19 protein-coding genes are annotated in these 16,456 nt (G+C 56.0%); 12 read left to right on the top strand and 7 right to left on the bottom strand.

Going from position 1 to position 16,456, the window contains the following annotated elements; genetic code table 11:
* Window positions 1-134: 134 nt before the first annotated feature.
* Window positions 135-956 carry an outer membrane protein assembly factor BamD gene (locus M7R55_RS00100; protein ID WP_298217413.1) on the bottom strand — a complete coding sequence of 274 codons (822 nt, stop codon included), beginning with the start codon at window positions 954-956 and terminating at the stop codon, window positions 135-137.
* 182 nt (window positions 957-1,138) lie between these two features.
* On the opposite strand from M7R55_RS00100, the gene rluD reads away from it, so the two are divergent.
* The 4 genes from rluD to def are packed head-to-tail and all read left to right on the top strand — an operon-like array spanning window position 1,139 to window position 3,995.
* Window positions 1,139-2,158, top strand: a complete 1,020-nt coding sequence (gene rluD / locus M7R55_RS00105; protein WP_298217414.1) for a 23S rRNA pseudouridine(1911/1915/1917) synthase RluD — start codon at window positions 1,139-1,141, stop codon at window positions 2,156-2,158.
* Window positions 2,159-2,163: 5 nt separating this feature from the next.
* Entirely contained in the window at window positions 2,164-2,928 is a 765-nt protein-coding gene (gene pgeF / locus M7R55_RS00110) for a peptidoglycan editing factor PgeF (protein WP_298217416.1), read from the top strand.
* A 39-nt stretch (window positions 2,929-2,967) separates the two neighbouring features.
* Window positions 2,968-3,492 (top strand): ACT domain-containing protein, encoded by a 525-nt coding sequence (locus tag M7R55_RS00115; protein WP_298217418.1) that lies wholly within the window; start codon window positions 2,968-2,970, stop codon window positions 3,490-3,492.
* Between the two features lie 2 nt (window positions 3,493-3,494).
* Window positions 3,495-3,995 carry a peptide deformylase gene (def, locus tag M7R55_RS00120; protein WP_298217420.1) on the top strand — a complete coding sequence of 167 codons (501 nt, stop codon included), beginning with the start codon at window positions 3,495-3,497 and terminating at the stop codon, window positions 3,993-3,995.
* A 9-nt stretch (window positions 3,996-4,004) separates the two neighbouring features.
* On the opposite strand, the gene M7R55_RS00125 is transcribed toward def, so the two are convergent.
* Complete coding sequence (locus M7R55_RS00125; RefSeq protein ID WP_298217422.1) at window positions 4,005-4,562, bottom strand: DsrE family protein; 558 nt, start codon at window positions 4,560-4,562, stop codon at window positions 4,005-4,007.
* A 240-nt stretch (window positions 4,563-4,802) separates the two neighbouring features.
* Here M7R55_RS00125 and M7R55_RS00130 point away from each other — a divergent pair, with 240 nt between their 5' ends.
* Window positions 4,803-5,663: a UDP-2,3-diacylglucosamine diphosphatase gene (locus M7R55_RS00130; protein WP_298217424.1), complete on the top strand. Its 861-nt coding sequence runs from the start codon at window positions 4,803-4,805 to the stop codon at window positions 5,661-5,663.
* 245 nt (window positions 5,664-5,908) lie between these two features.
* Here the strand turns inward: M7R55_RS00130 and M7R55_RS00135 are convergent, their stop codons facing one another.
* Window positions 5,909-6,301: a DUF6858 family protein gene (locus tag M7R55_RS00135; RefSeq protein ID WP_298217425.1), complete on the bottom strand. Its 393-nt coding sequence runs from the start codon at window positions 6,299-6,301 to the stop codon at window positions 5,909-5,911.
* 295 nt (window positions 6,302-6,596) lie between these two features.
* On the opposite strand from M7R55_RS00135, the gene clpB reads away from it, so the two are divergent.
* Together clpB and pyrE are read left to right on the top strand one after the other, a co-directional pair.
* A complete protein-coding gene (gene clpB / locus M7R55_RS00140) occupies window positions 6,597-9,179 on the top strand; it encodes an ATP-dependent chaperone ClpB (RefSeq protein ID WP_298217427.1) in 2,583 nt (860 codons plus the stop codon).
* A 145-nt stretch (window positions 9,180-9,324) separates the two neighbouring features.
* Window positions 9,325-9,972 carry an orotate phosphoribosyltransferase gene (pyrE, locus tag M7R55_RS00145; protein WP_298217429.1) on the top strand — a complete coding sequence of 216 codons (648 nt, stop codon included), beginning with the start codon at window positions 9,325-9,327 and terminating at the stop codon, window positions 9,970-9,972.
* Window positions 9,973-10,095: 123 nt separating this feature from the next.
* On the opposite strand, the gene rpsT is transcribed toward pyrE, so the two are convergent.
* From rpsT to rpmB, 4 genes are all read right to left on the bottom strand, one after another.
* Window positions 10,096-10,368, bottom strand: a complete 273-nt coding sequence (gene rpsT / locus M7R55_RS00150) for a 30S ribosomal protein S20 (RefSeq protein WP_298217430.1) — start codon at window positions 10,366-10,368, stop codon at window positions 10,096-10,098.
* Window positions 10,369-10,454: 86 nt separating this feature from the next.
* Window positions 10,455-11,315, bottom strand: coding sequence for a bifunctional DNA-formamidopyrimidine glycosylase/DNA-(apurinic or apyrimidinic site) lyase (mutM, locus tag M7R55_RS00155; RefSeq protein ID WP_298217432.1), 861 nt, complete (start codon window positions 11,313-11,315; stop codon window positions 10,455-10,457).
* A 123-nt stretch (window positions 11,316-11,438) separates the two neighbouring features.
* Window positions 11,439-11,594: a 50S ribosomal protein L33 gene (rpmG, locus tag M7R55_RS00160; protein WP_298217434.1), complete on the bottom strand. Its 156-nt coding sequence runs from the start codon at window positions 11,592-11,594 to the stop codon at window positions 11,439-11,441.
* 52 nt (window positions 11,595-11,646) lie between these two features.
* Window positions 11,647-11,883: a 50S ribosomal protein L28 gene (gene rpmB / locus M7R55_RS00165; RefSeq protein WP_012824875.1), complete on the bottom strand. Its 237-nt coding sequence runs from the start codon at window positions 11,881-11,883 to the stop codon at window positions 11,647-11,649.
* A gap of 213 nt (window positions 11,884-12,096) precedes the next feature.
* Here rpmB and trpS point away from each other — a divergent pair, with 213 nt between their 5' ends.
* The 5 genes from trpS to M7R55_RS00190 form a co-directional block, all read left to right on the top strand.
* Window positions 12,097-13,107 carry a tryptophan--tRNA ligase gene (gene trpS, locus M7R55_RS00170; protein WP_298217438.1) on the top strand — a complete coding sequence of 337 codons (1,011 nt, stop codon included), beginning with the start codon at window positions 12,097-12,099 and terminating at the stop codon, window positions 13,105-13,107.
* Between the two features lie 6 nt (window positions 13,108-13,113).
* Window positions 13,114-14,640, top strand: coding sequence for an NAD(P)H-hydrate dehydratase (locus M7R55_RS00175; RefSeq protein WP_298217440.1), 1,527 nt, complete (start codon window positions 13,114-13,116; stop codon window positions 14,638-14,640).
* A complete protein-coding gene (gene tsaE / locus M7R55_RS00180; protein ID WP_298217441.1) occupies window positions 14,637-15,164 on the top strand; it encodes a tRNA (adenosine(37)-N6)-threonylcarbamoyltransferase complex ATPase subunit type 1 TsaE in 528 nt (175 codons plus the stop codon). The genes M7R55_RS00175 and tsaE overlap by 4 nt, the downstream gene beginning before the upstream one ends.
* Before the next feature lie 39 nt (window positions 15,165-15,203).
* The gene (locus tag M7R55_RS00185) at window positions 15,204-15,407 is read left to right on the top strand and encodes a hypothetical protein (RefSeq protein ID WP_298217443.1); all 204 of its coding nucleotides are present in this window, start codon (window positions 15,204-15,206) and stop codon (window positions 15,405-15,407) included.
* A gap of 248 nt (window positions 15,408-15,655) precedes the next feature.
* On the top strand, window positions 15,656-16,456 hold an 801-nt coding region (locus M7R55_RS00190), incomplete at its 3' end, for an N-acetylmuramoyl-L-alanine amidase (protein ID WP_298217445.1).

Here is a 16,456-nt window from a genome sequence, read left to right on the forward strand (position 1 = left end):
TGAGTTTTTCAGGGTGGGGAGGATGTCGTCGCGTTCGTCCATGACGGGAACCTTGGGAATCTTCGGTGTTTCAGACTTTCCTGCCTAGCGACAACGGCAAAAGGTCGCTGTCGAGACGGGATGTGATGAGTGGCTCAGGCCTTGGGTGCAGGAATCTTATTGGCCGCACGAGTGGCTTTGAGAATTTGTTCCGCATCGGCGGCTTCAGTTTCAAGGCCGAGCTTCTTGTACGCAGAAATCAGGATTTCCAGAGCGGGTATGGTCGAAGTTGAGCCGTTGTACTTGCTGAGCGCACTTTGAGCACGATTGGCTGCGGCCAACCAGGCGCCGCGTTTCATGTAGTAGTTGGCGACATAGATTTCATGCTCGGCTAGATCGTTGCGGATCTTGATCAGGCGGACACTGGCATCATCAACATATTTGCTGTTCGGGAAACGAGTGACGAGTTCGGCAAAAGCTGCGTAGGCGTTACGCAGAATGCTTTGATCGCGATAGGCTAGGTTGGGTTTGGTTACCTTGTTGATCAGGGAGTCGCCGCGATCCATGTTGGACAATCCTTTCAGGTATAGCGCGTAATCGACGTTCTTGCCCTGCGGGTGAATCTGAATGTAGCGATCGGCTGCCGCAATGGCCGAATCCGGTTCGTCGTACTTGTAATAGGCATAGGCAACTTCGAGTTGCGCCTGTTCGGTGTAGGCGCCAAACGGATAGCGGCCCTCCAAGGTTTCGAATTTCTTGATGGCCGTGCCATAGTCATCCCTGCGCATGGCACTGGAAGCCTCATCGTAAAGCTGCGCTGCAGAAACCGTCGGGTCGGCGAGTTCGGCCTTATCCTGATCGGAATTCTTGGAGAACCACGAGCAACCGCTCGTCAGGCCGATGGCAGTGGCCAGAAGAATGCCGCTGTAGAGTTTTTGATTGAGGAATACTTGATACCAAGGGGCTTGGGCAGACATACTGGAGAGAATCCTGATCTATAGACTGTGACGGGTATATGTAAGCGCACCATATTCGCAGATTAGCGCGCATAAACCAAGCCGCCTTGACCAAGTCGACAGGGTGCGTTATCGCACCACTGATTTTCTGTATCGGTTCGATCCTCCATCGACACCGTTGGCGTATTATTTTTGGAACCGACATGCATCTTGAAGAAACCCTGCTGATCCCCCCTGAGTGTGCCGGCCAACGGCTGGATCAGGCCCTTGCCAAATGCTGGCCAGATTATTCCCGCAGCCGGATTCAGGAGTGGATCAAGTCCGGCGAGATTCTGCTGGATGGTGCGGTGGCACGTCCGCGTGCCACGGTTCTGGGGGGCGAATCGGTTGAACTGCTGGCCGAAATCGAGGAGGCAGTAGCGGCCGTGCCGCAGGATATTCCCCTCGATATCATTTACGAAGACGATGCGATCATCGTGTTGAACAAATCGCCGGACATGGTGGTGCACCCGGCGGCGGGCAATCCGGATGGCACTCTGGTCAATGCGCTGCTGTTTCACGATCCGAGTCTGGTTTCTGTGCCCCGCGCGGGCGTGGTGCATCGGCTGGATAAACAAACCTCTGGCGTGATGGTGGTTGCCAAGACACTGGCGGCGCATAAAACGCTGGTCGAGAACCTGGCAGCGCGCAAGATTCGGCGTGAATACGACACGGTTGTGATGGGGCATGTCGTCGCGGGCGGCACGGTGGACGCGCCGATCGGGCGGCATCCGCGGGACCGTCAGCGTCAGGCGGTTACGGCGACCGGCAAGCGCGCCGTTACCCACTATCGGGTCTTGCAGCATTATGGCGAACAGACCTGGTTGCGGGTTCAGTTGGAAACCGGCCGTACCCACCAGATTCGCGTCCACATGGCGCATATTCGTCATCCGGTGATCGGCGATCCGGTCTATGGAGGGCGCCCTCGAATACCGCCGCGCGCTTCGACCGCCCTGATCGACGCATTGCGGCATTTCGAGCGTCAGGCCTTGCATGCCCGATATTTAACGCTGGCTCATCCGGTCTCAGGCAAGGAGATGCGTTTCGAGGCACCGATGCCGGACGATATGCGCGAACTGATTGCCCTGTTGACGGAATACCGGGATAACCTGCATCGTCGCGTGACCGATGAAGACGATGATGGCGACGAGGCACAAGTATTTTACGTACGGGATGATGGCTGATCGGCATGGGGCGTTTGGCGGAAATCATTGATGCTGACTGGATGCCCCCACCCGGCGTTCATGCCTGTGTCACCACCCGTTGTGGTGGTGTGAGTCATCCGCCGTTCGATCATCTCAATCTGGCAACGCATGTGGGGGATGATCCCGTGGCGGTCGCCGAGAATCGTGCCCGGTTGCGAGCGTCGCTCGCCTTGCCTTCCGAACCATTGTGGTTAAATCAGGTGCACGGCGTGACCGTGACGGATGAGCGCAGCGCAACGTCCTGTTCTGGCGAGTGTGCTACGGCCGATGCGGCTTATACGGATCAGCCCGGCGTGGTGTTGGCCGTGCTGACCGCCGATTGTCTGTCGGTTGTGTTTGCCAGCGCAGACGGGCGCGAGCTGGCCGCGGCTCATGCCGGTTGGCGTGGATTGGCCGCCGGTGTGCTGGAATCGACCTTGGCGCGATTCAAGGCGCCGCATGAGTCGATTCAGGCTTGGATGGGGCCATCCATCGGGCCGGAACAGTTTGAGGTGGGCGAGGAGGTTCGATCGGCATTCATGGCTGTTTCACCGGAAGCGCAAACCGCATTTGCACCTACGGGCGAAGCCGGAAAGTATTTGGCCGATTTGCCCGCATTGGCTCGGCAACGGCTGATGCGCGCGGGCATGAAGCGGATCAGCGGCGGTGATTTGTGTACCGTGCGTTCGCCGGATCTGTTTTATTCTTACCGGCGTGATGGCGGCCGGACGGGGCGCATGGCAACGTTGATTTGGCGTGATGTCCATTGAGCGTCAATAGATGATGAGGAACGGATAATGGAACAGGTAATGCAAAATAAATGGTTGATTTTGACCCTAGTGGGCGAAGATCGTCCCGGGATCGTGGCGAATGTGACCCGTGTTCTCTTTGGGGCCGGCGCCCAACTTGGCGAAGCCTCGATGATGCGTCTGGGTAATCAGTTTGCCATCATGATGATGGTGCGCGGAGCGGGCTCGCCCGAAGACGTGATCGGTTTGCTTGAATCCGTGCGGGTTGAGTTTCACCTCAAGCTGCATGTGGACGAGACCGATGCGGCGCTGCATCAGGTGATTGAACCAGATGTTCTGGTGACCGTGCACGGGGCAGACCGTGCCGGGATCGTGGCCGAGGTGACGGCCGCATTGGCTGAGGCGGGCTTGAATATTCTTGATTTGCGCTCCGATGTGGGGGGTACGGCCACAGCGCCGATCTACATTATGCAGATCGAAGGCGAAGCCCGTCAGGGCATCGAGGCGATCGAGCAGGCTGTCGCCGGGTTGGGCTTGCAGGAGCTTTCTGTGCGCGTCACACCTTTGGATACGGTTCGGGGGTAACGGTGGCGAGCCTCGAAATTCTGACCTACCCCGACGAGCGATTGAAAACGGGTTGCGAACCGGTCGACACATTTAACCCCGAGCTGCAATCGTTCATCGATCACCTGATCGAAACCTGTTCCGGCGGCCCGGGTGCCGTTGGCATCGCCGCGCCGCAGGTGGGCGTGTTGCAACGCATTTGCATCGTCGATGCGACCCGAGCGCGCCGCCCGGTCGATAACCATGGCCATCTGGTTTTGATCAATCCGGAAATTACCGCCTGGGATGGCTTTGCCGTTGGGCGCGAGGGTTGTCTATCGGTGCCGGATTACACCGGCAAGGTCATCCGTGCCGAGAAAATCGAACTCAAGGCGCAAGATCGTAACGGTAAGCCTTGCAGCTTTACCATGTCCGGCTTTGAAGCGCGCATCGCCCAGCATGAGGTCGATCATCTGGACGGGATTTTGTTTCTCGATCGATTGGTCAGCCGCCACGCCGATCTCAAACGTCGCACCCCGACCTGATTGTTCGCCTTATCTGATGTCCTGAGTATTCACCTGCTTGGCGAAAATTCGCGGTGTAATCAGGGCATAACCTTCTTGCTGTAAACCGGCCAGATCGGCAAAGGCCGAAGGTACGATTTTCACGAAGTCTTGCATGTCTTTCGGTTGGTAATCGAAATCGTGCAAGGCGAGCCCGCAGATATGAAATTGCACACCGAGCTGGTGGTAATAGTTCATTCGATCAACGGCAACCTTGTATTTCTGATAGTTCTTCTTCGCCAAGGTCACGATCTCGGTGCCGTGAATCACGACAACGATGTTCATCATCTCCGGCGCTTCGTTATAGGGAGAATCCATCAGCGGCTGGATGAGTGAGCGAATCCAGTACAGGCCGGAGTTGATCTTGTCGGGGTGGTCGAAATAAAAGTCATATACGACCTTCGCGGAGGGATATTGCGGATATACGACTTGCGCGCCTGTACTATGAGGTTCCGCCTGCGCGAGCGGCAGGGTGCTTATTGCGGATAGCAGAAAAAGTGAGGCGAACATCACAATGGCATGACGCCAAAGACGGAGGGCGGTATTCATGGCGGATCTCCTGTTTTCTACTGATTTTTATTGGTTTATATCCCTGAATCGTTTTTGAATCCTTTGTTTTGAGTCTAGGCCCAACCAGATTGCGCGGAAATGAAATGTTTCTGCCTGATTCAAATTTTTCTGATTGCGCCACAAAATAGCGATTGCAAGAAAACTGAAATCAAAATCACATCGTTATGTCACCTGCCTGCGGCTAAATAATCGTATTTTCCAACGGTTGGGGTGATTCTCATGTCGCAGAATGCTGGCCTTCTGTCCTACCGCAGTGTTTTTATCTCGGATGTCCATCTCGGCACCAAGGATGCACGGGCGGAATATCTGCTCGACTTCCTGTCACATATCCGTTGCGAATATCTCTTTCTGAACGGGGATATCTTCGATATCTGGAAGATGAAAACCAGCCGCTGGCACTGGCCTTTGCTCAATACCCAGTTGTTACAGCGTGTGATGGAATTGGCTGCCCAAGGCACGCAAGTGGTTTATGTGCCGGGTAATCACGACGAGTTTTTCCGGGATTATCTGGGTTCCGAACTCGGCGGTGTACAGATACACCGTGAATACCGACATACCCTGGCCGATGGGCGTCAGGCCTTGATTCTGCATGGAGATGAGTTTGATGGCGTGGTGCGGCATAGCCGGGTGCTCAAATGGATCGGCAATGCCGGTTACGAGTTGTTGATGGGCTTGAACCGTATCAGTACACGTATCCGACGCTTGTTGGGTAAAGGCTATTGGTCCTTGTCTCTGGCGATCAAGACTCAGGTGCCCAATGCCAGGACCTACATCGAAAAATTCGAAACTGCGGCGATTCGCCACGCGCGCGAACAGGACGTGGATGTCGTGGTGTGTGGGCATATCCATCATGCCAATCTGCGTCAGGATGGCTCCGTCGTTTATGCCAACTCAGGAGACTGGGTCGAGCATTGCACGGCCATCATCGAGCAGGAGAACGGGTCTCTGGAGCTGGTGAACTGGGCGAAAGAGAGCACGGATCGGCTGGATGTGCGGTCGTTGATTCAATCATTGCCTGTTTCCGCCGTGGCGCGAGGAAAAGATCGGCGACCCGTAGGTTCCGGTGCTGCGCATTCTTGATGCTTCTGTTTGCGTAACGAAAAACCGGCGACGTGATGCCCGCCGGTTTTTTTTGGGTGCTCGAGACACCCGGCAAAAGACTAGTGGGATTTAGGGAAGCTCTGAATAATTCCATCCTGGAATTCTCAGAGCACACAAAGCAAAAGATGTGACTTTTGCTTTGCTTCATGTTCAATCACATATGTGATTGAACCTGGCGGCACGTCCTTGTGCCGCGCGGAACCTCTGAATTATTCAGAGGTTCCTTAGCGATCACGCAGTGCCTTGACCCATGCTTCCATCGCATTGGTTGCTACTGGCATCGGCGGTTCCATGAAGTTCACCACAAAATGATCGGCAAATTCAGTCACGGCGATGGAGCGCGGTCGTACGGCCATCACGCGCGCGCCGGGCAGTTTCACGCCAAAGCAGAAAATGATGTGCTGGGCGGCAATGATGCCTTCGGCAATTTCGCCCTCCGGCAGGTTTTTGGTGTGCGCAAAATGATCGAACAACCCGATGAACGCCGCGATGGGGTGACTGTCCACATTAGCCTTTAGTCGTGAAATGATTTCACTGGCGCTCGCGGCGGTCGTCTCGCTTTTTTGGAGCGTAAGTTCATAGACCGGATATTTTTCGTCAAAGTGTGTTTGTTGCATGTTGCTCGCCTTGCTTGTTGGTAAATTTATCATCCATAAATAATGATAATAAATACGGCAGCAAAATACCAGAGCATCCTGCTTGGTTGTTGCAAACCTATCTCTGGCGCATCTTCACCATGATCTGTCCTGATTTATTCTTGGCCAAAGCGGGCGCTGCTCGGCCACAACGCCAGCAGCCTGTCGATGGGTTGAAATGAACGTTCCTTGGGAAAAAATGAAGCGGGTGACGCTTGAATTTGCGCAAAAAGCGGCCATATCAGCGACATTAAACATGATTTCAGAGGGTTGACGCATGCGAATGGATAAATTGACCGCCAAATTTCAAATGGCACTGGCAGACGCCCAGTCACTTGCCGTGGGACGGGATCATCAGTTCATCGAACCGGCACACCTTTTCCTGTCGATGCTCGATCAGGAGGGCGGTACGGTGCGGCACCTTCTGACGCAGTCCGACGTCAATATCGGGATGTTGCGTTCTCAACTGGGTGAGCTACTCAACCATATGCCGTCGATTTCCGGCGCTGCGGCAGGCGAGGTCCATATTTCCAATGACTTGTCCCGCCTGCTCAACGTCACCGACAAGCTGGCCCAGCAACGCAAGGATCAGTTCATTTCCAGCGAGTTGTTCGTGCTGGCTGCGGTTGAAGACAAGGGTGCTCTGGGGGAATTGCTGCGCAAGGCTGGGGTCAGCAAAGGCGCCATAAGTAAGGCGATTGATTCCCTGCGGGGTGGCGAATCCGTGAACGATGCCAATGCGGAAGAATCCCGTCAGGCGCTCGAAAAGTACAGTATCGATCTGACTGCCCGGGCAGAGGCAGGCAAGCTCGACCCGGTGATCGGCCGTGATGAGGAAATCCGCCGTGCGGTTCAGGTTCTGCAACGCCGCACCAAGAACAATCCGGTGTTGATCGGGGAGCCGGGCGTCGGAAAAACGGCCATTGTCGAAGGTTTGGCGCAGCGTATTGTCAACGGCGAAGTGCCGGAAAACCTAAAGAACAAGCGCGTGCTGTCGCTTGATATGGGCTCGTTGCTGGCTGGTGCCAAATTCCGCGGAGATTTCGAGGAACGGCTCAAAGGCGTGTTGAATGATGTCGCCAAGCAGGAAGGTCGCGTGATTCTGTTCATCGATGAAATTCACACCATGGTCGGTGCGGGCAAGGCCGATGGCGCGATGGATGCGGGCAACATGCTCAAACCCGCCCTGGCGCGCGGCGAGTTGCACTGCATCGGCGCGACCACCCTGGATGAATATCGTCAGTACATCGAGAAAGATGCGGCACTTGAACGCCGTTTCCAGAAAGTGCTGGTCGACGAACCGAGTGTGGAAGACACTATCGCGATCCTGCGCGGCCTCAAGGAGCGTTATGAAGTCCACCATGGTGTGGAAATCACCGATCCGGCCATTGTTGCCGCTGCTACGCTTTCTCATCGTTATGTCACCGACCGGCAGTTGCCGGACAAGGCCATCGATCTGATCGACGAAGCCGCCTCGCGTCTGCGGATGGAGATCGACTCCAAGCCGGAGGAAATGGATCGACTGGAGCGGCGCTTGATCCAGCTCAAGATCGAGCAGGTTGCGCTCAAGAAAGAAAAAGACGAAGCCAGCCGCAAGCGCTTGGCGGATCTGGAAGAACAGATCGAACGCCTGAGCCGCGAATACAGCGAGCTGGAAGAAATCTGGAAAGCCGAAAAGCTGATGGTCGAAGGCAGTGCGAAGGTCAAGGAACAGCTCGACCAGGCGCGGATCGATTTTGAAACAGCGCGCCGTGCCGGTGATCTGGCAAGAATGTCTGAGTTGCAGTATGGCCGTATTCCTGAACTGGAGCGCCAGTTGCAGCAGGCGCAATCGGCAGAAAAAAACGAGGCCGTGCCGCGGCTGTTGCGCAACAAGGTCGGTGAAGAAGAAATTGCCGAAGTCGTGGCACGGGCCACCGGGATTCCGGTTGCCAAAATGCTCGAAGGCGAGAAGGACAAACTTCTGCGCATGGAGGAGGCTTTGGGCGCGCGCGTTGTGGGGCAGGAAGAGGCCGTCAAAGCGGTGGCCGATGCGATTCGCCGTTCACGTGCGGGCTTGTCCGATCCGAATCGGCCCAATGGCTCTTTCCTCTTCCTTGGCCCGACCGGTGTGGGCAAGACCGAGCTGACCAAAGCCTTGGCGAGTTTTCTCTTCGATACCGAAGAATCCATGGTGCGGATCGACATGAGCGAGTTCATGGAGAAGCATTCCGTCGCTCGCTTGATCGGAGCGCCACCGGGCTACGTGGGGTACGAGGAAGGCGGTTACCTCACCGAGGCCGTCCGCCGTAAGCCGTACAGCGTGATCCTGCTTGATGAAGTCGAAAAGGCGCACCCGGACGTGTTCAACGTGCTGTTGCAGGTGCTGGATGATGGTCGGCTGACCGATGGCCAGGGGCGCACGGTCGATTTCCGCAACACCGTAATCGTGATGACCTCCAACCTGGGCTCTCATCTCATCCAGGAAATGGCGGGGACGAATGATTACGATGCGATGAAAACTGCCGTGTTGGAGGTCGTAGGCGGACACTTCCGGCCCGAGTTCATCAACCGTATCGATGAAGTAGTGGTATTCCATCCGCTGGGTCGTGAACAGATTCGCCAGATCGTGGACATCCAGATCGACTTTTTGCGTAAACGACTGGCGGAGCGCGATTTGCGTCTTGAACTCACCAACCCGGCGCTTGATCTGTTGGGTGAAGCCGGTTTTGACCCGGTGTACGGCGCGCGGCCACTCAAGCGCGCCATCCAGCAGAAGCTTGAGAACGCCCTCGCGCAAGCGATTCTCAAAGGTGAATTCATACCGGGCGATTCGATCGTGGTCGATGCGGCAGAAGGCAATCTGGTGCTGACTCGCTAAATCGTCTGCCTGAAGCGTTGCCTGAAGCGAAACCTGAAAACGCCCGTTCTATGTGACGGGCGTTTTTCTGTGCGCCATCTCCATTGCCGGGTGTATTTCTGGCAAAATCCCCGTAGATTTTTTGTTTCTACTTCAAGGATTCGCCGTGTCCGATTACCGTCAGCAATTCATTCAATTCGCGCTCGATCACGATGCGCTGAAATTTGGTCAGTTCACACTCAAATCCGGACGGGTCAGCCCGTACTTTTTCAATGCGGGCGCTTTTTCAACCGGGGCGGCCTTGGGTGCCATCGGCCAGTTTTACGCTGAAGCGATTTTGGCCTCTGGGATTGAGTTCGATGTGATCTTCGGGCCTGCTTACAAAGGCATCCCGCTGGCGGCGGCGACCAGTATCGCGCTGGCAGAAAAAACAGGTCGCGCCATTCCTTGGGTGTTCAATCGCAAGGAAGCCAAGGATCACGGCGAAGGCGGCAGCCTCGTCGGTGCGCCGCTGGCGGGCCGTGTGCTGATTATCGACGATGTGATTACCGCCGGCACGGCGATTCGAGAATCATTGGCGCTGATCAAGGCGGCCGGGGCGACAGCGGTGGCTGTGAGCGTGATGATGGACCGTCAGGAACGTGGACAAACCGCGCTTTCGGCAATTGGTGAACTCAAGCGTGATTATGGGCTGGATGTCATCACCATCGCCTGTCTTGATGACTTGATCGCATTTTGTGCCGATCACGCTACTTTAGCCGATGCCAGCGAAGTCATGAGTGCCTATCGAAAGGAATATGGCGCAATCAATTGAGATCCATGGGCGCGGAGCTGATGTGTTCCGCCCGTAATCGACCTGAGTTTTGAGCCCCGTGCTTAATTCGCAGGTAAATAAAAAACCCCGCACAGAGCGGGGCTTTTTTTGAGCGCTGAAAAATCAGGCAGCAGCAGACATCGACTTGATGCGTGCGACCAGTGTGGATTTACGGCGCGCAGCAGTGTTTTTCGCCAGAATGCCTTTGTTGACCATGCTGTCGATGACAGGCTGGGCACCTTGGTACGCGGTTTTGGCCTGTTCAGCATTGCCGGCAGCAATGGCTTTCAGAACTTTTTTGTATTCGGTACGAACACGGGAACGTAACGCCATGTTGCGTTGACGGGCTTGTTCCGCCTGACGAACGCGCTTCTTGGCTTGTGCGGTATTTGCCACGGATCAAACTCCTCGAGCAAGTCGGTTAATTAGTAAATCAGTTATATTTTTCAAGGCGCGTGATTCTGCCACAGACCAGATAAATGTCAAGTGCCAATAGGTTTCGTGCCGGGAGGTTTTGTGGCAAGGGGCTCCGGTTGGCAAATGAGGCAGAAATAGGTGGCGCGCTGCGCCAGCACATTTCTAATGATGGGGGTGCTGCAAATCCGGCAGGGTTGATCCGCCCGATCATACACATTTAGTGTCTGCTTGAAGTAGCCCGGTTGCCCGTCTTCTCGGACAAAATCCCTGAGCGTGGTGCCACCCTGTTCAATGGCACGGGCCAGAACATTCTTGATGGCTGTAACGAGGCGCGTGATCTGGTTGTGATCGAGCGTGTTGGCCGGTGTCGCCGGGTGGATTCCGGACAGAAACAGCGCTTCGTTCGCGTAGATGTTGCCCACGCCAACAACGATGGCCGCATTCATCAGGCAGGGCTTGATGGCTTGGCGGCGTGCGTGCAGTTGTGCGGATAGGTAATGAGCATCGAATGCGTCGGAAAGCGGTTCTGGGCCCAGATTTTGCAACCGGATATGGGGGGCTTGTTCATGATCGGTCAGCAGGGCGCCGAATCGCCGCGGATCGTGAAAACGCAGGATCTTCCCGTTCGTGAGGCTCACTTCGAAATGATCGTGTTTCTTGCGAGAGGTATCGGCCGTCACGATGCGCAGGCTGCCGGACATGCCCAGGTGAATCAGCAGGCGTTCGTCGTTCTCAAAATGCAGTAAAAGGTATTTGGAGCGACGCGAGACGAGAGTGATCAGGCGGCCTTCCAGCCAAGAGGCGAGATCGTCGCGCACACGCCAGCGCAGTCGCGGATCGAACACGGTGGCACTCGTAATCCGCTGCTCCAGCAAATGAGGCTCGATGCCTCGGCGGGTGGTTTCGACTTCGGGTAATTCCGGCATGACGTTGTTATTTGATATTGCAAGGCAAAGAACCCGCCACAACGAGGTTGGGCGGGTTCTGATTTGCCTGTAGTATCATCGACTTGCTCAGGGTGCCCCTTGGGGCCTGAAGTGCCGGGCAGATTACTTGATTTTGGCTTCTTTGTAGATCACGTGCTGACGAACAACTGGATCGTATTTCTTCAGTTCCAGTTTTTCGGGCATGGTGCGCTTGTTCTTGGTCGTGGTGTAGAAGTGACCAGTGCCTGCGCTTGATACGAGTTTGATTTTATCACGCATGAGTTTTCTTCCTTTCAATCCACCGGGTTAAGGGTGGATCGGGTGTGCTTGGTTATACTTTTTCGCCGCGGGCGCGCAGGTCGGCCAGAACGCTTTCGATGCCCACTTTATCAATGGTGCGGATGGCGTTGGTCGATACGCGCAGGGTCACGAAACGGCCTTCGCTTTCGACCCAGAACCGCTTGTGGTGCAGGTTGGGCAGGAAACGACGACGGGTTTTGTTGTTCGCGTGCGATACGTTGTTGCCAACGGCAGGACGTTTGCCGGTGACTTGGCAGACTCGGGCCATGGGATTCTCCTAAAAGCGAATAGGGGCGGACGCTAAATTACCGCTTAATGTGCATTGATCAATAGCATTAAAGGCGCGAGATACTAGCGGAATTCCTGATGGGTGACAAGCCTGTGTTGCGCATATTTTGTGTGTGTCTGCTAATTGCTCTGGCTGCGGATGCGGATTTGTTATGATTGGCGCCCTTTTAGATGAATTTCGATCGAGTGACCCATGACTTCTGCCGCCAAACGACCCATCGTCCTTTCCGGGATTCAACCTTCCGGCCAATTATTGATCAGTCATTATGTGGGGGCGATGCGCAACTGGGTAGCGATGCAGGATACGCACGACTCCTTATTCATGCTGGTGGATTTGCACGCCATTACCGTTCGGCAGGATCCTGCGGTCTTTCGTGCGCGCTGTTACGACTTCGTGGCGCTTTATCTGGCTTGCGGGCTCGATCCCGAGAAGAATACGATTTTCGTTCAGTCTCATGTATCTGCCCACGCGGAACTCGGTTGGCTGCTCAACTGCTACACGAATATGGGCGAGCTGGAACGGATGACCCAGTTCAAGGACAAATCCACCCGCGCGGGGGCGGTGATCAATGTGGGTTTGTTCGATTATCCCGTGTTGATGGCGGCCGATATTCTGCTTTATCAGGCCACACACGTGCCTGTCGGTGCTGATCAAAAGCAACATCTGGAGCTTACCCGTGATCTGGCCATTCGCTTCAACCACATTTATGGGGATGTTTTCACGGTGCCTGAACCGTTCATTCCCGAGACGGGCGCACGCATCATGTCGTTGCAGGAGCCAACCAAAAAGATGTCCAAGTCGGACCCGAGCGAATTGAGTTATATCGGCCTGTTGGATGACCCCAAAACGATTCTGAAAAAATTCAAACGCGCGGTGACCGATTCGGACACGGACATTCGTTTTGATGTGGAAAACAAGCCAGGTGTTTCTAACCTGCTGGCCTTGTTGTCTATTTTCTCCGGCGAATCCATGCCTGATCTGGAGGCCCGGTTGGCCGGGCAGGGCTATGGCACGTTGAAGGTTCAGACAGCCGAGGCGGTGATCGCCTTTTTGGAGCCGATTCAGGCTCGTTTCCATGAATTGCGTGCCGATGAAGCGGCACTCGATCGCATCCTCGCCGACGGGGCTGCCCGTGCGCGCGCCCGAGCCGAACCGACCTTGCAGCGGGCCTTTGACGTGCACGGTTTTCTGCCGCGCCGCTGATGCTTGATGATGAAGATACAGCCGCCTTTGCCACTTTATACGTCTGAACAGATCCGCGCGCTGGAGCAGGCGGTATTTGATGGCGGCGAAACGGCTGAACAGTTGATGGCACGTGCGGGTGCGGTGTTGTTTTCGGTGTTGCAAACCAAATGGCCGGATGCCCGTACGGTCGGCGTGCTGCTGGGCTCCGGTCAAAATGCGGGCGATGGCCTGGTGCTGGCCCGGTTGGCTCGAGCTGAAGGGTTCCAGGTCTCCCTGTTTGGATGGTGTCGGCCGGAGCAGCTGCACGGTGCGGCACATCGAGCCTGGATGGCGTTGAAGACGGTTTGCCCCGATGTCGTCGTGATGCAGGAGATGGTCGAGATGCCCGCTCTGAGTCACCTTGATGTGATTGTTGATGCCGGTTTTGGGATTGGTTTATCGCGGCAACGCCCGCTGAGTGCCGAGGCGGTGCATTGGATCGAGTACGTCAATCGTGCCCGTCATGATGGCGCAGCGGTGCTGTCTGCCGATCTGCCCTCGGGCTTGATTGCCGATACGGGTGCGGGTGACCTGGTGGTTCAAGCCGATGTTACCGTTTGTTTTCTTGCGATGAAGATCGGCTTGGTGACGGGTCGTGGTCCAGCAGTGAGTGGCCACATCGTTTTGGCCGATCTGGGTATTGCACCCGGGAAGGAAACGCCGGATGTCCAGCTGGTGCTGTTGGCCGAACCGTTGCCGCCCAAGCCACGCGATGGTCACAAGGGGCGCTTCGGTACCGTGCTGGTCGTCGCGGGTAATCGCGGCATGATGGGCGCCGCGCGCATGGCGGCCGAGGCGGCCCTCCGGGTCGGGGCGGGCAAAGTGATTGTGGCGACGCACCCCGAGCACGCAGCCACATTGGCGATTGGTCGTCCTGAATTGATCGTGCATGGCCTCGCTGCGGCAACCTCGCTGGATGCGCTTCTGGCAAAAGCCGATGCCATTGTGCTTGGACCGGGGTTGGGATGCGATGACTGGGCTGCGCAGATGGCTGCTCGGGTTCTGGCAACCGAATTGCCATTGGTAACCGATGCCGATGGATTGGGTTTTTTGCCACCAAGCGCGGTCATGAATTCATTGAGAATAATGACACCGCATCCCGCCGAAGCCGCTCGTTTGCTCGGCTGTACGGTGGCCGAGATCGAGCAGGATCGGCTCGCGGCGGCGCGAGCGCTGCGCGAGCGTTTCGGTATGCTGGGTGTGCTCAAAGGTGCAGGCAGCGTGATCTTCCTGCCCGATGAACTGCGCGTGTGCGGGCGGGGCAGTCCCGCCCTGGCAACGGCGGGAAGCGGCGACGTACTCGCCGGAGTGATCGGTGGTTTGCTGGCTTTGGGAATTGTTCCGGCACAAGCACTGCCACGTGCCGTGTGTTGGCATTCCCTGGCGGGCGAGGTTCTGGCCGAGCAATCCGGTGCCTGGGGTGCCGTGGCGACTGATCTGTTCGAGCCGATTCGCGCTATTGCAAATGGTCGGATGAACCTGCCACCTGCAAACGTGTCGTTGTGGCCATGAGTGACATCAAGCCTGATTCGCAAAACGAGTCTGCTGTAGATTATTACGGCGTGAATCTGGACGAATCGGCCGTGACGCTGCTTGCTGCGGCGTTGGCGGACACGGCGCCCTTGACGGGGCTTGTTTTCTTGCAGGGCAGTCTTGGCGCGGGCAAGACCACCTTTTCCCGCGCTTTTTTGCGGCAGATGGGCGTGAACGGCCCTGTGCGAAGCCCGACCTATACCTTGATCGAGCCCTACGATATTGCGATGGGTGATCTTCCCGCGCGGCGTGTCCTGCATCTGGATCTGTATCGACTGGCTGTGCCGGAGGAGTTGGACGATCTGGGGCTGCGGGATGAATTCGACCAGGCCTTGCTGTTGATCGAATGGCCGGAGCGGGGGGCGGGTGAACTGCCAGCTGCAGATCTGCTCATCCAGCTCGAACCGGTTGAGCAATTCCCCATGCGGCGAACGGTTCGATTGCATGCGAATACACACGAAGGAATCCATTGGCTTTCTGCTTGTCGAAGTCGAATTCGGTGACCCAAGGCCGGCAATGATGGGATTTCAACGGAGGTGTTCATGAATCAAGCCTTGTTGCTCTGGGGGTTGTTGTTCGGTTCGATCGGCATCGGTTTTCTGGTGTATGCCAAGCAGCAACGGGCGGTGGTTCCGCTGGTCGTGGGGCTGGCTCTATCCATCTATCCTTTCTTTGTCACCAATGTTTATGCGCTTGTTTTGATCGGCCTCGCCCTGACGGCCGTGCCTTATTTCATCCGATTATGACGGTGAGATAAAAGAATCCGGCGATGTTCGTCAACCGTTGTCTTTTTGCAAAAGCACAATATATGGTGCTTTCTTGTTTTTCCTCCCCGATATGCTGCACTGATTTTTTCTATATTCCGCTTTAGGATGATGTTCTATCTAATTAGAAAGCTTGAATTTTTTTTCATCAGGCGCAGAATGCGCTTGAGAACTGTTGAGCGATTTGCTCAGTGAGTTCATGTGTTGAAGATGCTGATGAGGGGCAAATCATGTTTGATAATTCCTCGAATCCCTGGGATCGGCGGAAGTTTCTGGGGGCCGTATTGGGTTCCAGTTCCGCTGTCTTTGGCTTGGTCGCGCCGGACAAGGTGCTTGCCGCCCGGTTGATCAATACCGCGACAAATTATCGCCACGCGGATTACACGCGTTATGTCTTCGGTGTGAATGGGCCGCTGGACTACAAATCGTTCACGCTTGATAACCCGTCGCGTCTTGTTGTGGATTTGACGCAGACCGAGATGAATCGAGTCAATATCCCTCCCGCGCCCGCAGGCTCTGTTGTCAGCGATGTGCGCGTCGGAATTCGTGACGGGTACAATCTGCGCATCGTCTTCGATCTCAAGGCGCCGGTAAATCCCCGTCTGATTCTGCTTCCACCGGGGGATGGTCAGGGGTATCGGCTGGTCGTCGATCTGCCGCATGACAAGGCAACCACGCTCGTCGCCCGAGATGCGGCCGATCCCGACAGCAAGCCGAAAATCCAGACACAAGGCACCTTCCGAGACCTCGTGATTGCCATTGATCCGGGGCATGGCGGCAAGGATCCGGGGGCGATCGGCCATCGGGGTACCAAGGAAAAGCATATAGCGCTGGATATCGGCCGCCGCCTGCGGGATTTGGTGGCCGCTACACCCGGTTTGAAGCCGGTAATGACGCGCGATTCTGATAAATTCATCCATCTGCGGGGACGGACTGCCATCGCGCGCAATTCCAAGGCCGATCTGTTTATTTCCGTTCATTCGGATGCGTTCAGGGTCACCTCGGCGCGGGGCGCATCGGTATTCTGTCTG

The organism is Halothiobacillus sp., from assembly GCF_027346185.1.
Lineage (GTDB): Bacteria > Pseudomonadota > Gammaproteobacteria > Halothiobacillales > Halothiobacillaceae > Halothiobacillus.

Coding starts and splice junctions, on each gene's coding strand:
- M7R55_RS00100 (WP_298217413.1), bottom strand. CDS start 956: ATGTCTGCCCAAGCCCCTTGGTATCAAGTATTCCTCAATCAAAAACTC.
- rluD (WP_298217414.1), top strand. CDS start 1,139: ATGCATCTTGAAGAAACCCTGCTGATCCCCCCTGAGTGTGCCGGCCAA.
- pgeF (WP_298217416.1), top strand. CDS start 2,164: ATGGGGCGTTTGGCGGAAATCATTGATGCTGACTGGATGCCCCCACCC.
- M7R55_RS00115 (WP_298217418.1), top strand. CDS start 2,968: ATGCAAAATAAATGGTTGATTTTGACCCTAGTGGGCGAAGATCGTCCC.
- M7R55_RS00125 (WP_298217422.1), bottom strand. CDS start 4,562: ATGAATACCGCCCTCCGTCTTTGGCGTCATGCCATTGTGATGTTCGCC.
- M7R55_RS00130 (WP_298217424.1), top strand. CDS start 4,803: ATGTCGCAGAATGCTGGCCTTCTGTCCTACCGCAGTGTTTTTATCTCG.
- M7R55_RS00135 (WP_298217425.1), bottom strand. CDS start 6,301: ATGCAACAAACACACTTTGACGAAAAATATCCGGTCTATGAACTTACG.
- clpB (WP_298217427.1), top strand. CDS start 6,597: ATGCGAATGGATAAATTGACCGCCAAATTTCAAATGGCACTGGCAGAC.
- mutM (WP_298217432.1), bottom strand. CDS start 11,315: ATGCCGGAATTACCCGAAGTCGAAACCACCCGCCGAGGCATCGAGCCT.
- rpmG (WP_298217434.1), bottom strand. CDS start 11,594: ATGCGTGATAAAATCAAACTCGTATCAAGCGCAGGCACTGGTCACTTC.
- rpmB (WP_012824875.1), bottom strand. CDS start 11,883: ATGGCCCGAGTCTGCCAAGTCACCGGCAAACGTCCTGCCGTTGGCAAC.
- trpS (WP_298217438.1), top strand. CDS start 12,097: ATGACTTCTGCCGCCAAACGACCCATCGTCCTTTCCGGGATTCAACCT.
- M7R55_RS00175 (WP_298217440.1), top strand. CDS start 13,114: ATGATGAAGATACAGCCGCCTTTGCCACTTTATACGTCTGAACAGATC.
- tsaE (WP_298217441.1), top strand. CDS start 14,637: ATGAGTGACATCAAGCCTGATTCGCAAAACGAGTCTGCTGTAGATTAT.
- M7R55_RS00185 (WP_298217443.1), top strand. CDS start 15,204: ATGAATCAAGCCTTGTTGCTCTGGGGGTTGTTGTTCGGTTCGATCGGC.